This is a genomic window from Kitasatospora sp. NPDC087861 (assembly GCF_044742585.1).
Lineage (GTDB): Bacteria > Actinomycetota > Actinomycetes > Streptomycetales > Streptomycetaceae > Kitasatospora.
In genome coordinates this window covers 1-14,215 of sequence record NZ_JBIUUS010000011.1, presented here as the reverse complement: position 1 = coordinate 14,215, position 14,215 = coordinate 1, and the positions used below count along the sequence as shown (strand labels likewise).

Here is a 14,215-nt window from a genome sequence, read left to right as displayed (position 1 = left end):
CCAATGGCCGAGGTGGAGCCTCGCCGGACAGCCGCCGGACAGCCGCCGGAGCCGTTCGCCGCCGTCCGGAGCCCGCGATGAGCGCGGCCGGCTCCGAGGCGACCGACAACGCACCGGCCCCACGGCGCTGGTTCGGCCGCCGCGGCACCCCGCCCACCACCGCACCCGCCCGACGCGGCAGCCGCTCGATCCTGCGCGGGCTCGGGCCGCACTTCGTCATCGCCCCGCCCGAGGTGACCGACGACGAGCTGTCGGCGGCCCTGGGCAACCTGCGGCCGGTCCCGAACGCCCTGGTCGTGGTGGCGGCGGCGACGGACGCCGCACCGGTGCTGCGCGAGCAGATGGCCGAGCTCGGGACGATCGCCCGGGCCCGCGGCGCCTCCAGCCTGATCCTGGCCGCCTCCGGTCTGGCCGCCGTCGGCCCGGGTGGCCGCCGCCCCGCCGAAGTCGTGGCCGACAAGGCGGGTATCACGGTCGTCGCCCCGGACGGCATGGTCGCCGTCCAGCCCGACGGCACCCTCAAGGTCACCGCCCCGAACGGCTCCACCGAGCCCGCGACCTGGTGGAGCTGCCCGCCCGGAGGCCGAGCCCGCCGACTGCGCGAGACCGCCGCCGCCACGGACCCGGTCGAGGCCGGGGCCGGGGCCGCCCGCGCGGTTCCCGGCCCATGGCCCGCACCGACCGCCGGACCGACCATCGGAGCGACCCCCGAACGGGCCGTCGCCCCCGCCCCGCCGGGCTCGCTGCCCGCCTCGGTGTCGGTCCACCGGCTGGCCTCCGGCTTCTGGCTCAACCACGTCACGGCCCGTCCCGAGGGGCCGATGCCCTTCCTCCAACAGCTCGCGGCACCCCCCGGAACGACCCCGCTGCTGGTCGGCACACCCGCCCGACCCGCGCTGGATCCGGAGGAGTTCACCGAGGCCGCGCTGTCCCTGCCGGTCGGCTCCGACCAGCTCCTGGTCAGCGCGCCGTGGGCCGACCCGGGCGCACTGGCCCTGCTGTCCGGCAGCCTGGCCGAGCGGCTGGGACGCCCCGTCCACAGCGCGGTCGGGCTGCCGGTCGCGGGCAGCGGCGGCTACACCACCGCCGTGCTCGACCACCGGGGCGTCGCCTCCTGGGAGCCGTACCTGCTCCGCCTCAGCTCGTCCGGTCGCCACGACACCGTCAGCTCCGCCTGGCGCCGGGCCGCCGCCGGCTGGGAGACGGTCGGGCCGGGGCTCTTCCGCGCCTTTCCGTTCTGGGGCCTGGAAGCCGTCCCAGCCGGGCTCTGGCTCCGACCGGAGCCGCCGTACGCCTGGGCTCCGCGGTTCCTGCGCCCGGACCCGGCCCGCCCGCTGATCGTCGTCGGCGAGCAGGCCCGACTGATCCCGCACCAGGTCTGGGAGGAACTCGGGGCCCTGCTCGACCAGCTGCCGGCCCCCGGCGCCCGCGGGTTCGGGCTGCTGCTGCACGGACTGGTCGACTCCGCGTCGGAGAGCAGCGCCCGGTTCTTCGCCCGGATGCACGGCCTGCTGTGGCTCAACCCGCCGGCCCGGCCCGCCACCGGGGATCCGGCCGGACCGGTCGGGTCCGGCGGCGCGGCCCACGCCTCCTACGCGCTCGGTGGTGGCTGGGCGGGGACCGTCCCGGCCCCGGCCGCCGAGCGGTTCGCCCTTCCCGCGCCGGGGGCGCGGGTGCAGCCGGCCGGGTTCGCCACGGAGACGACCGCGCCGGCTGGTGCGGCGGTCGGCGTCCCGACCGCGCCCGTGGGTCTGGCCACCAGCGGTGACGCGCCCGGATCGGGCGGCACGGCCGTGCGGTTCGCCGCCGAGCCGCCCCCGGAGCCGGGAGGAGCCCGTCGGCCCGCCACGAGCGGCGGAACACCTGAACCCGCCTCCGGCGGGGCCGGGTTCGTCACCGGGGCGCCGGTAGCGCAGGCGTCGGCCGGACTCACCGGCGAACCGCCCACCGGTCTCGGCGTCAACGGCGTCAACGGCGTCAACGGCGAAGTGTCACAACCAGCAGCCCCCGCAGGCGAGTTCGCCGCCGAGGAACCGGTGCCGACCACGACGGTCACGGCGGCGGACACCCCCGAGGAGCCCGGGACGCGGGCGGCGGAGCCCGTCGCCACACCGGCACCCTCGCCTCCGGCAGCCCGCCAACCCGAGCCCGAACCGGTACCCCCCGCCCTCGCCGCTCGGTACTTCACCCCCGAGGACGTCCTGCCACTGGCCCCGGTCAGCGCCGCGGAGGACAGGGACGCCTTCCGGCTGCTGCTCGGCGAGCACTACCACCGCTGCGCGGGGCGGGTGGAGCCGGCCGTCACCCGGTTGCCGGGCCTGCGGTCGACCGGCCGGGACGACTTCAAGGCCGACCTGGTGGCCGTTCTGCTGCACCACGAGGACTCCGGCGTCCCCGCCGACCGCGCCGCCCTCCTCGCCGAGGCGCGCGGCGGCGCCGTGGGGCCGCTGCACCCCTACCTCACCTGCCTGGGCTCGGGCCTGCGCCGGCTGCCGAGCCACCACGGCCCGGTGCTGCTGGGTGCCGACGTGGCGCCGGAGGCACTCGACGCCTTCCCGGTCGGCCTGGCGCTCGTCGAACCCGGGCCGATCGCGGGCCTGGCTTCGCCCGCGGCCGAGCTCGGTGCCCCGGTGGAGTTCGCCGTCTGGTCGACCACCGGACGGCGGACCGCCGTCTTCGGGGACGACCGGGAGGTGCCGCAGGTCGCCTTCCCACCGGGTACCGGCTTCGTGGTGGTCGACGTCGTCCCGGGGGACGGCGGGGCCCGGCCCGCCCGGGTGCTGCTGCGCGAGACCACCGGCCCGTCCACGACCGGCCCGGACGCCGAGCGGAACCGCAGCACGCGGGACCGGCTGCGGGCCTGGCTGGAACGCCGGGACACGGTGGCGCCGGCCGACCGCCGGACGGTCGCCCGCCCGGAACGCTTCCGTCTCACCCCGGGCGCCGTCCTCCCGAAACCGCCCGCCTCCCCCGCACCCGCCCCGTCCCCCGCACCCGACCTTGATCCGCCCGCCGAGGCCTGACCGGGCCGCCCCAGGCCCGAACGGACCGGCGGCGGTTCACGGGTGTCCGGAGTGCTCCGGACACCGGCCGCCCCTACCGCCCACCGAATCCGGAGAACGCATGCCGTCCGCACACGCCCGGCCGTCGCGGCCCAAGGCCCTGTACGTCGCCATGGCCGCGGTGCTGATCACCGCCATCACCGGCACGATCGCCAACGCCCGTCCGCACCGCACCACCCAGCCCCCCAAGCCGGGGGCCACCGCCACCACGACCGCCACCACCGCCACCACCGGGGACGGCCTCAACGATCCCCACCTGAAGGACATCGCCCAGCAGCTGGTCTCCAGCGCGGAGAACTCCTCACTCGACTGGAAGGCCCAGTTCGCCTACATCGAGGACATCAAGGACGGCCGCGGCTACACGGCCGGCATCGTCGGCTTCTGCTCCGGCACCGGCGACATGCTCGACCTGCTGGAGCACTACGAGAAGCTCAAGCCGGGCAACTCGCTCAGCACGTACCTGCCGGCGCTGCGCAAGCTCGACGGCTCCGCGTCGCACGCCGGCCTCGACCCGAGCTTCACGGCGGACTGGAAGAAGGCCGCCCAGGACCCGGTGTTCCAGCAGGCCCAGGTGGACGAGCGGGACCGGGTCTACTTCAGCCCCTCCGTGATGCAGGCCCAGACCGACGGACTGCACGCCCTCGGCCAGTTCATCTACTACGACGCCATCGTCATGCACGGCCCCGGCAACGAGCCGGTCAGCTTCGGCGGCATCCGCGCCGCCGCCATGAAGAAGGCCAAGACCCCCGCCCAGGGCGGCGATGAGAAGACCTACCTGGCCGCCTTCCTCGACGCCCGCCGGGCCGCGATGAAGACCGAGGCCGCCCACGAGGAGACCGACCGGGTGGACACCGAGCAGTTGGTCTTCCTGCGCGCGGGCAACCTCGACCTCAAGCCCCCGCTGGCGTGGAAGGTCTACGGCGAGTCTTTCAAGATCGACAGCTGACGGGGCGCGCCGGTACGACGGAGGGGCGGCTGCCCGGGCAGCCGCCCCTCCGTCGTCACGTCCCCGCGCACCTCACCAGCCGGTGGTGGCCCGCCGAGCGGTCCGGCCCGTCGGCTCGCCCAGAGCCGTCCGCTCCACCGGCGTCTCGCGCCACTCCGCCGCCCCACGCACGCCGACCCCGGGATCGGACCCGGTCCGGACGAGCGGCGTCGAGGCCGGGTCGATCGCCCCGGCCGTCCGCCGCCGTACGGACGGCACTTCGGCGTCAAGAGCGTCCAGAGCGCCGAGAGCGTCGAGGCACAGCACGAGGTTGCGCGGCCGGTCGTTGCCGGGAACACCCGGCCAGTGGCAGTCCCGGGCACGGACCTCCCGGCTCCGCCGGCCGCCCGCGGTGACCACCGGACCAGGCACCACCTCGACGTCCGGCCGCCAGCCGCGGCCCGGCCAGAGGTGTTCGAGCCGCAGCTCCCAGGAGTCCGCGTTGACCACGAGCGACTCCCCCACCCTGCCGGGCAGCACCAGCGTGCCGTACGGGGTGACCACCACCGCCCGCTGGTCGAAGTCGGCGTCCTTGCCGGACACCGTGATCCGCCAGGATCCGTCGACGAACATCTCACTCCCTTCCGATGGCACCGGCCGCGACCCCCACCGTCGAAGCCCGCGGGCACTCGATGTGACAGCCGGTCAGGCGCGGCGCTTGGCGGCGACCTTTCGGGCCGCGAGAACCAGGCCCGCACCGGCGGCCAGCACCGCGCCACCGGCCAGGGCGAGCGGGGTGTCGTCCCCGCCACCGGTCTGTGCCAGGGCCGGCGCCGCACTCGTCCCGGAGCCGGGCGTGGCGCCCGGCTTGGCGGCGGGCGAGGTCGGAGCTGCGGGCGAGGTCGGGGTGGTCGCCGAGGACGTGGCGCTCGGCGAGGCCGGGACCGACGTGGTCGGCGTCGGCCGCGGGGTCACCGGGACGGCCGGGGTGGTGGTCGGCGGGCCGGTCGGCGTCGGCGTGCCGGTCGGAGTCCCGGTCGGCGTCGGCGTGGCGGAGGGGCAGAGCGGGACGTCCGCCACCTTCTTGTCCACGTGGGTGTCAGCCAGGGTGTAGCGCCAGGTGTCGCCCTTGCCCGAGTAGCCGACGGTCACCTTGGCCGTGCCGTTCGCCTCGATCCTGCCGTGGTACTGCTCGGTCCCGCCGACCAGGCTGAGCGTGTAGTCGCCCGCGGCCTTGTACGTGTTCCCGAGGACGAGCTCGACATGACCGGCATCCGCCCGGCACCCGACCTCCAGGGAGGCGTCGCTCGGCTTCCAGGCGAAGGCGGTCCCGGTGCCGGCCAGCGCGAGGGCGGCGACCGCGCCCCCGGTGACCGCAGCCGCCCGTCGTACGTGCCTCATCAGTGTTCTTCTCCTCGGAAATGCGTAGACCGGTGAACCTCGTGCGCTCCCCTCGGGGATGGCAGGGGAGCACACGAGGCAGCGAGCCCTGACCGCCGTCGCAGGCCGTGGCGGCAGCGAGCGAAGGCAGCACAACCCGGGCCCTCGCCCCCTGCACGGATGGCATGCCACATCCGGTTCACCCCACCCCGGCTCCCGCCCAGCACGCCACCTCCACGCAGTCCCGGCCGACCGTGACCCCCTCGAACAAGCCCCTCGCGGCGGGCGGGGGCGCGGGCCCGGTGCGGCGTCGTCCGGACGGCGGCGGCCCTCGGCTGGTCGTCGACGACCGGCGGGCGGCGGGACCCGGGCGGGGGGTGTGGTCAGTGGTGGCGTGGGTCCAGCAGGCCGGAGCACGGGGCGGGGTGCGGGGTGCCGGGGGGCGTTGCGTCCCCGGCGTCGAGGGCGGCGAGGGCGGCGAGGGCGGCGGCGCGTTCGGGTTCCGTCGGCCGGGTGCCGTCCGGGGTGAGGAGGTAGTCGGCGACGGGGGTGAGGAGCAGGGTGGCGGCTCCGGCCGGGAGCAGGAGGGCCTCGTCCCACTGGTGCCGGACGACGGTGCGGCGCAGCAGGGTGCCGTGGCGGGACCGGAGCGGGCGGGTGCGGGTCCGGCGGCGGTGGAGCTCGGGGGCGACCTCGGCCTCCAGCACGGTGCGCACGCCCCGCAGGGAGCCCAGGGGCACGTGCTCGGCGGCGAGGTCGAGGAGGGCGACGGTCTCCGGGGCGAGCCGGTAGGCGGCGACCACCGCGGCGGTCTCGACGGGTTCGAAGGGCTGCCCGGCCAGGCGGGCCACGTCGATCACGTCGTCCGCGCCGAAGGTGCGTCCGAGCCCCTCCTCGGCGAGGGCGATCAGGCATTCGACGTGGTCGTCGGCGGCCAGGTAGGGGCGGACCGGGACGGCGGCGAGGTCGCCGGTGAGCGCGGCGGTGGCGAGCTGTACCTGGTACCACGGGTCGAGCAGCGGGTCCTCGGCCGGCCAGCGCAGGGTGACGGCGGTGTGCCGGGGCCGCTCGCCGAGCAGGGTGACCTCCACCGACTCCACCGGGTGGTCGGTGACCAGCCGGTTGACGGCCTGCCAGAGCGTGGCCTCGGTGGGGCTGACGAGGGAGAGCTCGCCGAGCGGCCGGGGCAGGTCGGGCGGGTAGTAGCCGGCCAGCGGGAGGTCGCGGATCGGGCGGACCCCGGTGGCGTCGACGAGGTCGCGGGCGATCCGGGCGTAACAGTCGACCCGGTCGCGGGCGCGCTGCAGCTCGGCCCGGGCGTGCTCGCCCATCCGGACGCCGTCCCGGGCCAGCGCGGCGAGCACCAGGTACGGGAGGTGGCGGGCGCCGCGGGCACGGTGGAGCAGTTCGACCGGTCCGGCGGCCGGGTCGACGTCGAGCAGCCGGTAGAGCAGGTCGGTGTTCATCGGCGTCCGCCTCCGAGGGCTGTGGGGGTCGCCCGGACGGCGGCAGGACGACCGGGGTGTGGCGGGTCCGGCGGTTCGCGCCGGGCCGACTGCGGGCGCCACACCAGTGATTGTGGTGACGAACGATCAACACGGAATCACCACCGGCTCTACAGTCTCTCGACATCCCGCCGGGCCCGTGGGTTGATAGGAGCTCATCGATCGGGGGCGGGCACGTGCGCGGGCGGGGGCGAGCACATGAAGCGGGCAGGTGCAGGAATGGGTGAATTCCGGTTCTCGGTGCTGGGACTGATGCGGGCTCAGCGCGGCACGACGATGCTGAAGGTCGGCAGTCCCCAGCAGCAGGCGATGCTGGCGGTGCTGCTGCTTCGGCCAGGGCACGGCGCGAGTGCCACGGACCTGATCGACGCCCTGTGGGGTGAGGAGCCGCCGGGCACCGCGATGACGACGGTGCGGACGTACGCCTGGCGGTGGCGCAAGATCCTCCGCAGTGAGGAGCCGGACGCGACGAACGTGCTGACCTCGGTCGGGGACGGCTACCGGCTGGTGCTGCCCAAGCACGCCGTGGACGCGGCGCAGGCGGAGGAACTGGCGGCGCAGGCCGAGCGCACGGCGGCCGCCGGAGAGCCGCAGCAGGCGCGTGACCTGCTGAACCAGGCGCTGGAGTTGTGGCAGGGCGAGCCGCTGACCGGTATCCCCGGTCCGTTCGCGCAGCGGCAGCGGCAGCGGTTGCAGGAGCTCTGGCTGACGCTCTTGGAGGAGCGGATCGCCCTGGACCTGACGCTGGGGCGCTTCTCCCGGTGCATTCCGGAGCTGACCTCGCTGACCACCGAGCACCCGCTGCACGAACGGGCGTACGGGCTGCTGATGCGTGCGCTGTACCAGGCCGGGCGGCAGGCGGACGCGCTGGCGGTCTACCGGAGCGCGCGGCAGCTGTTCCTGGCCGAGCTGGGGGTGGCGCCCGGGCCGGAGTTGGACCTGCTGCACCAGCGGATCCTGGAGGGCGACCCGTCGCTCGCCGCCCCGACGCCGTCCGCCGTGCTCCGCTCCGGGCCGGTGGAGCCGGCCGCGCCGCGGGTCGAGTCGCAGGACCCGCCCACCGGCCCTGCGGTGACGGTGGCGGATGCGCCCGCCGGGGCCGCCGCACCCGCCGGGGCCTCCGCACCGTCCCCCAGACCGGCCCAGTTGCCGCCCGACGCGGCGGACTTCACCGGTCGTACCGTCCTGGTCGAGCGGCTGGGCCGGGCCCTGGACGCCCCGGGCCAGCAGGCGCTGGTGATCGCGACCGTGGTCGGCATGGGCGGGGTCGGCAAGACGGCGCTGGCCCTGCACGTCGCCCACCGGGTCCGCGACGCCTACCCGGACGGGCAGCTCTACGCCGACCTGCGGGGCGCCGACGCCACCCCCGCCGACCCGGAGGCGGTGCTCAGCGGCTTCCTGGTGGCGCTCGGCGTGCCGGCCGACGCGGTGCCGGAGGGGCTGGACGCCCGCTCGGCGCTGTTCCGCTCGGCGGTCGACGGCCGGCGGCTGCTGCTGGTGCTCGACAACGTCCATGACAGCGCGCAGATCAGACCCCTGCTGCCGGGCGCGGTCGGCTGCGCCGTGCTCACCACCAGCCGCACCCGCCTGTCCGGCGTGCCCGCGACCGTCCAGGCCGACCTCGGCGTGTTCGAACCCGAGGAGGCGCTCGAACTGCTGGGCCGCACCATCGGCGCCGAGCGGCTGGCCGCCGAGTCGGAGGCCGCCCGGGAGCTGCTGCTGGTCTGCGGCCATCTTCCGCTCGCGGTACGGATCGTGGCGGCCCGGCTGGCCGCCCGGCCGAGCTGGACGGTGCAGACGCTGGGCCGCCGGCTGGCGGTCGAGCGCCGGCGGATCGACGAGCTGCGCATCGGCGACCTGGAGGTGGCGGCCGCCTTCGAACTGAGCTACCGCCAGTTGTCGCCCGCCCAGGCCCGGGCGTTCCGGCTGGTCGCCTCGGTGGACGGGCCGGACATCGGGCTGCACGCCGCGGCCGCCCTGCTGGACCTGGACGAGTACGACGCCGAGGACCTGCTGGAGGCCCTGGTGGACGTGGCGATGATGGAGTCGCCCTTCCCCGGCCGCTACCGCTTCCACGACCTGCTGCGCGCGTTCGCCCGGCGCCGTCCGGACGCTCCCGGCGCGGTCGTGGCGGCCCGCGACCGGATGCTGGACCACCTGCTGGCCACCGCGTGCACGGCTTTCCAGCACGCCGTCCCCGGGGATCCGGCGGCCGGCACGCTCGGGCCCGCCCGCGGCGCGGGCGTCGGCCTGGACGGCCCGGACGGTGCGCGGGCGTGGGCCGAGGCGGAGGGCTCCGGGGCGATCGCGCTGGCCGCGCAGGTGGCGGGCTGGACCGTCGCGGACGACACCGCGTCCGCGCCGCCGGCCCCGGCCGACGGTGCGGCACCGGACCCGCTGCGCGCCGCGATCGACCTGCTGATCGCGCTCACGCCGTTCGTCCTCGCCCCGCCCAGCCGCCAGCTGGCCACCACCGCGGAGGCGCTGGCCGCCGCCGCGGTCCATCGCGCCGACCACCGGGCAGCTGGTCGGGCGCACTTCCTCCGCGGCAACGTCGCCCTGGCCGCCACCCGGCTGGAGGAGGCGGAGGCGTCCTCCCGGCTGGCGGTGGCCGCCTCCCGCTCGGCCGGCGACACGGTGATCCTGCGCCAGGCGCTGAACGACCTCGGCCTGGTCTGCCAGTTCCTCAGCCGCTACGACGAGGCCGTCGAGCACTACGACGAGGCGCTGCTGCTGGCCCGCGAACTCGGCCACCGCTCCGGTGCGCTGGTGACGACGGTGAACGCCGCGCTGGCCCGGGTGCGCAGCGGGCGGGCCGCCGAGGCCGTGCCGATCTGTCACGAGGTGCTGGCCGAGTTGCGGACCCGGCACGACGATCCGGGCCGGGCGTACACGCTGTACGTGCTGGGGCTGGCGCTGCACGGGCTGGGGCGGCACGAGGAGGCGGTCACCTGGTTCGGCGAGTGCCTGGCGGTGGCCTCGGCGGCCGGTCTGGCGGCCCGGGCCGCGCACGCCCGCTACCGGATGGCGGACAGTCTGCGCTCGCTGGGCCGGACGGACGAGGCGCTGGAGCACGCCGGGCAGGCGCTGGTGCTGTGCGAGGAGCTGGGTGCCGAGCGGGACCAGGGCCAGGCGCTGGTGGTGCTGGGCCGGACGCTGGCGGACCTCGGGCGGGAGGCCGAGGCGTGGGACCGGCTGCGGGAGGCGCACCGGATCTTCGTCCGGCTGGGGCTGCCGGAGGCGGGGGAGGTGGCGGGGCTGCTGCCCCGGGAGGAGGGTTCGGCCGCTTCGGTCACTTCGGCCGGGTCCGTCCGGTCCGTGCCGGATGGGCGTCGGGGCGGTGGTCGGGGGGCGGCGGGCGCTTCGGTGACGAGCTGCGGGCCGGGCCGCTGACGGGCTGCCGACGGGCTGCTGGAGAATCGATCCTGCGCCAGTTCTGAGGTGCGCTGGAGCCCGGTGTGCTCAGGAGCCGGTGCTGTTCCAGTCGCCGGTGCTGCCGTGCACGGTGGGGGTGGGCGTCGGCGTAGCGTCGCCGCTCACCACCGTCACCGTCCCGGTGCCGGCGGTCTTCGCCACCACAGCCGTGGCGGAGAGGCCGGCGCCCAGGGCGACGACCACCCCGAGGCCGACCGTGAACAGGCGGAGGCGGGTGGGGGCGGTGGCCGGACGCTGCGTCATCTCTGGTGCTCCCTTGGCTCTCTTCCCTGGTGGGAAGGGGTTCCGTCGTGGTGTGGCACCAGTCTGGCCGGGAGCGTTCAACGGCGGATCTACGGTCGAGCACCGGTGATCACCCCGGCCCGCTCAGGCCGCCGCGCGGATCTCCAGGGTGCAGCACTTCACGCTGCCGCCGCCCTTGAGCAGCTCGCTGAGGTCCATCCCGATCGGTCGGAAGCCGCGCTCGCGCAGCCGCGCGGCCAGGCCGACGGCCGCCTCCGGCAGCACCACGTGCAGGCCGTCGCTCACCGCGTTGAGGCCGAACACCGCCGCGTCGGCGCCGTCCACCAGCAGTGCGTCCGGGAACAGCCGGCGCAGGACGGCACGGCTGCCGGCCGAGAAGGCCTCCGGGTGGTACATGATCTCGTCGCCGTCCAGCACGGCGAGCGCGGTGTCCAGGTGGTAGAAGCGCGGGTCGACCAGCTCCAGGCCGACCACCGGCCGGCCGAGGAACTCCTGGGCCTCCGCGTGCCCCTCGGCCACGCTGCGGAAGCCCCGTCCGGCCAGCACGAAGCCCGCGGTGAGCAGCAGGTCCCCCTCGCCCTCGTTGACGTGCTCCGGATCGCGCGTCTCGAAGCCCCGGGCGCGGAACCACTCCAGGTAGGCCGGGCCCTCGGCGGCCCGCTCGGCGTTGCGGAAGCGCGCGCCGAGCACCTTGCCGTCCACCACGGTGGCGCCGTTGGCCGCGTAGACCATGTCGGGCAGGCCGGGCAGCGGGTCGATCAGCTCCACCCGGTGACCGAGTTCGCCGTAGAGGGCGTACAGCCGCTCCCACTGGGCGACGGCGAGGCCGGTGTCCACCGGCTTGGCGGGGTCCATCCACGGGTTGATCGCGTAGGTGACCTCGAAGTGGGTCGGACGGCACATCAGGTAGTGGCGCGGGCGGGCGGTGCGGGTCATCGGATGCTCCAGGGGGCGCGAGCGGGCAGGGCAAGGCGGGGCAGGACGGGGCGTGCGGGGTCAGCCGGCGGGCTCGGGCCGCGCATCGTGGGCACGGTGCGCGTCGTGCTCGGGGCGCGCCGGGAAGTCGCGCATTCCGCGCAGCGGGCTCGCCAGGAGCACGGCGCCCGCGGACAGCAGCACGCCCGCCATGATCCAGATCGTGGTGCGCGGGCCCAGCACCTCGCCGAGCCAGCCGCCGAGCAGCGCGCCGAGGGGGATCGCGCTGTAGTTGACCGTCGAGGCGCTGGCCCTGATCCGCCCGATCATCGCGGGCGGGCAGTAGGACTGGTAGAAGCTGCCGGCCAACACGTTCCCGGCCACGACGCCGCAGACGGCCACCGACCACGCGCAGGCGCTGACCGCGAGCGGCAGCTGGTCGCCGGCCATCGGCAGCAGGAAGATGAAGGGCGCGACCACCAGCTCGCACAGCAGCAGCCCGCGGGCGCTGCCCAGCCGCCGGGCCACCCGCCCGGCCACCGCCGCGCCGGCCAGCCCGCCGACGCTCACCACCGCGAACACCAGGCCCACCTCGCCGGAATCGATGCCGACGCTGCGGACCAGGAACACCGTCTGGACGGCCTGGATGCCGTTCAGCCCGAAGTTCCCGACCGCCCCGAAGCAGGCCAGCGTCCGCAGGTACGGGTCACGGGCCAGAAAGCCCACGCCCTCGCCGATCTCCTTCAGGATGCCCCGCCGCTGCGACGGCGGCGGAGGCTGCTCGACCACGGTGATCCGGGCCACGCAGACCGCCGAGACCAGGTAGCTCACCGCGTCGGCGAACAGGCCGCTGGTCGCGCCGAAGACCTGTGCCAGCAGGCCGGCCGCACCGGGACCGGCGATCTCCACCGCCGACTCCCCGGAGCGCAGCTTGACGTTCGCCTCCAGCACGTCGTCCTTGGCCACCAGCGACGGGAGCACCGCCCCGTACGCGGTGGAGAAGAACACCTTCACCGCGCCGGTCAGCAGGGCCACCAGCACCAGTTGGGCCATGGTCAGCACACCGAGCCAGCCGGCCACCGGCACGCTGACGAACAGGACGAGCAGCAGCAGGTCGCAGACCAGCATCACCCGCAGCCTGGGCCAGCGGTCCACCCAGGCACCGGCCGGCAGGCCGAGGAAGAGCCAGGGCAGCCAGGCCGAGGCGGTCAGCAGGCCGACCGCGAGCGGGCTGGCGCCCAGGGTGACGACGGCCACCAGGGCCAGCGCCACGTTGCCGACCGCCGTACCGAGGCCGCTGGTGGTCTCACCGATCCAGAGCCGACGGAAGTCGGCCTGTGCCCACAGCCCCCAGCGGCTGCGGGACGGCTCCGGCGGAGCCGTGACGGGGGTGGTGACGGACATCGCGGTCACTCTCCAAGCTTCTCGGCGAGCACGGAGGCGATCCGTGCGATGGGTTCCGGACGGGTCAGCTCGCCGTGCGCGCAGGCGAGGCGGTGGGGCTCGATCCGGCCGTCCAGGTACGGCCGCCAGGACTGCTCGTAGGGCCAGTCGGCGGGCTTGTCGAGGGTCGCGCCGAAGAAGACGGCGTCGCCCCGGTAACGGCCGGGCACGTGCTCGGCCATGAGCTTGCGGTGCCGCTCGAACACGCCGGGCAGCTCGGCGGCGGTCTCCCCCAGGACGGCGGCCAGCTCGGCCTGGCCGCGCCCGGCCTCCGGGTCGTAGCCCAGGGACAGCAGCAACTCGGCCAGGGTGTCGACGGGTTCGTCCTGCCCCGGCCCGTCGGCGGCCTCCGGACCGTGGCCGGTGACCGGTGCGCCGTCGAGCAGGGCGAGCACACCGACCGGTGCGCCCTCGGCCTGGAGCCGGACGGCCATCTCCTGGGCGACGACCGCCCCGAAGGACCAGCCGAGCAGGTGGTACGGGCCGGCGGGCCACACCGCGCGGATCTGCCGCACGTAGTCCTCGGCGATCTCCGCGACGCTCGCCGGTGCTGCCCCGCGCAGGCCGCGGGCCTGCAGACCGTAGACCGGGCGTTCGGCCCCGAGGTGCGGCAGCAGGCCGGAGTAGACCCAGCTGATGCCGGCGGCCGGGTGGACGCAGAACAGCGGGGCCAGGCCGCCACCGGTGCGCAGCGGCAGCAGGACGTCCAGGGCGTCGGCGGCCGGCCCGGCACCGAGCCGGTCGGCCAGTCCCGCGACGGTCGGTGCCTCGAACAGTGCGCGCATCCCGAGGTCGGCGCCGAGGGCGGTGCGGATCCGGGCGAGCAGCTTCATCGCGAGCAGGGAGTGGCCGCCGAGTGCGAAGAAGTCGTCGTCGATGCCGACCCCGGCGATCCCCAGGACCTCGGCGAACAGCCCGCAGAGGACCCGCTCCTGTTCGGTGCGCGGTGCGCGGCCCCGGGCGAGTTCGGCGAAGTCCGGCGCGGGCAGGGCCCGGTGGTCGAGCTTGCCGCTGCCGGTGAGCGGCAGCGCGTCGAGCGGGACGACGGCGGCCGGCACCATGTAGCCGGGCAGGAGCCCGCCCGCGAAGGCCCGCAGGCCGGCCGGGTCCAGCCGGCCATCGGTCACCGCGTAGGCGACCAGACGGGTGCCCGCCGCGCGGTCCTCGACCGGGCGGACGACGGCCGCCGACACCTGGGGGTGCCGCCGCAGGACCTGTTCGATCTCGCCGAGTTCGATCCGGAAGCCGCGGATCTTGACCTGCTGGTCGGTACGGCCCAGGTACTCCAGTTCACCGTCCCGCGAGCG

General features: G+C 75.7%; 10 protein-coding genes. 3 read left to right on the top strand and 7 right to left on the bottom strand.

The features are described 5' to 3' along the window. Window positions 1-77: 77 nt before the first annotated feature. Window positions 78-3,023, top strand: a complete 2,946-nt coding sequence (locus tag ACIOJE_RS17375; protein WP_400777051.1) for a hypothetical protein — start codon at window positions 78-80, stop codon at window positions 3,021-3,023. A gap of 100 nt (window positions 3,024-3,123) precedes the next feature. Beyond that, window positions 3,124-4,008 (top strand): chitosanase, encoded by an 885-nt coding sequence (locus tag ACIOJE_RS17370; protein ID WP_400777049.1) that lies wholly within the window; start codon window positions 3,124-3,126, stop codon window positions 4,006-4,008. A 72-nt stretch (window positions 4,009-4,080) separates the two neighbouring features. Here the strand turns inward: ACIOJE_RS17370 and ACIOJE_RS17365 are convergent, their stop codons facing one another. From ACIOJE_RS17365 to ACIOJE_RS17355, 3 genes are all read right to left on the bottom strand, one after another. Continuing rightward, window positions 4,081-4,620, bottom strand: a complete 540-nt coding sequence (locus tag ACIOJE_RS17365; RefSeq protein ID WP_400777047.1) for a hypothetical protein — start codon at window positions 4,618-4,620, stop codon at window positions 4,081-4,083. Between the two features lie 72 nt (window positions 4,621-4,692). Beyond that, window positions 4,693-5,388 (bottom strand): LPXTG cell wall anchor domain-containing protein, encoded by a 696-nt coding sequence (locus tag ACIOJE_RS17360; RefSeq protein WP_400777046.1) that lies wholly within the window; start codon window positions 5,386-5,388, stop codon window positions 4,693-4,695. 362 nt (window positions 5,389-5,750) lie between these two features. Next, complete coding sequence (locus tag ACIOJE_RS17355; RefSeq protein ID WP_400777044.1) at window positions 5,751-6,833, bottom strand: hypothetical protein; 1,083 nt, start codon at window positions 6,831-6,833, stop codon at window positions 5,751-5,753. Window positions 6,834-7,091: 258 nt separating this feature from the next. Here ACIOJE_RS17355 and ACIOJE_RS17350 point away from each other — a divergent pair, with 258 nt between their 5' ends. Beyond that, window positions 7,092-10,265, top strand: a complete 3,174-nt coding sequence (locus ACIOJE_RS17350; RefSeq protein WP_400777043.1) for an AfsR/SARP family transcriptional regulator — start codon at window positions 7,092-7,094, stop codon at window positions 10,263-10,265. A gap of 69 nt (window positions 10,266-10,334) precedes the next feature. Here ACIOJE_RS17350 and ACIOJE_RS17345 read toward each other — a convergent pair whose 3' ends face one another. The 4 genes from ACIOJE_RS17345 to ACIOJE_RS17330 all read right to left on the bottom strand — a co-directional run. After that, window positions 10,335-10,550 carry a hypothetical protein gene (locus tag ACIOJE_RS17345; protein ID WP_400777041.1) on the bottom strand — a complete coding sequence of 72 codons (216 nt, stop codon included), beginning with the start codon at window positions 10,548-10,550 and terminating at the stop codon, window positions 10,335-10,337. A gap of 123 nt (window positions 10,551-10,673) precedes the next feature. Beyond that, window positions 10,674-11,486: a dimethylargininase gene (gene ddaH, locus ACIOJE_RS17340; RefSeq protein ID WP_280683122.1), complete on the bottom strand. Its 813-nt coding sequence runs from the start codon at window positions 11,484-11,486 to the stop codon at window positions 10,674-10,676. 60 nt (window positions 11,487-11,546) lie between these two features. Beyond that, entirely contained in the window at window positions 11,547-12,869 is a 1,323-nt protein-coding gene (locus ACIOJE_RS17335) for an MFS transporter (protein WP_400777039.1), read from the bottom strand. A 5-nt stretch (window positions 12,870-12,874) separates the two neighbouring features. After that, window positions 12,875-14,215, bottom strand: a 1,341-nt coding sequence (locus ACIOJE_RS17330; protein WP_400777038.1) for a thioesterase domain-containing protein, incomplete at its 5' end; no start/stop codon positions are given.

Coding starts and splice junctions, on each gene's coding strand:
- ACIOJE_RS17370 (WP_400777049.1), top strand. CDS start 3,124: ATGCCGTCCGCACACGCCCGGCCGTCGCGGCCCAAGGCCCTGTACGTC.
- ACIOJE_RS17375 (WP_400777051.1), top strand. CDS start 78: ATGAGCGCGGCCGGCTCCGAGGCGACCGACAACGCACCGGCCCCACGG.
- ACIOJE_RS17365 (WP_400777047.1), bottom strand. CDS start 4,620: ATGTTCGTCGACGGATCCTGGCGGATCACGGTGTCCGGCAAGGACGCC.
- ACIOJE_RS17335 (WP_400777039.1), bottom strand. CDS start 12,869: ATGTCCGTCACCACCCCCGTCACGGCTCCGCCGGAGCCGTCCCGCAGC.
- ACIOJE_RS17345 (WP_400777041.1), bottom strand. CDS start 10,550: ATGACGCAGCGTCCGGCCACCGCCCCCACCCGCCTCCGCCTGTTCACG.
- ACIOJE_RS17360 (WP_400777046.1), bottom strand. CDS start 5,388: ATGAGGCACGTACGACGGGCGGCTGCGGTCACCGGGGGCGCGGTCGCC.
- ddaH (WP_280683122.1), bottom strand. CDS start 11,486: ATGACCCGCACCGCCCGCCCGCGCCACTACCTGATGTGCCGTCCGACC.
- ACIOJE_RS17355 (WP_400777044.1), bottom strand. CDS start 6,833: ATGAACACCGACCTGCTCTACCGGCTGCTCGACGTCGACCCGGCCGCC.
- ACIOJE_RS17350 (WP_400777043.1), top strand. CDS start 7,092: ATGGGTGAATTCCGGTTCTCGGTGCTGGGACTGATGCGGGCTCAGCGC.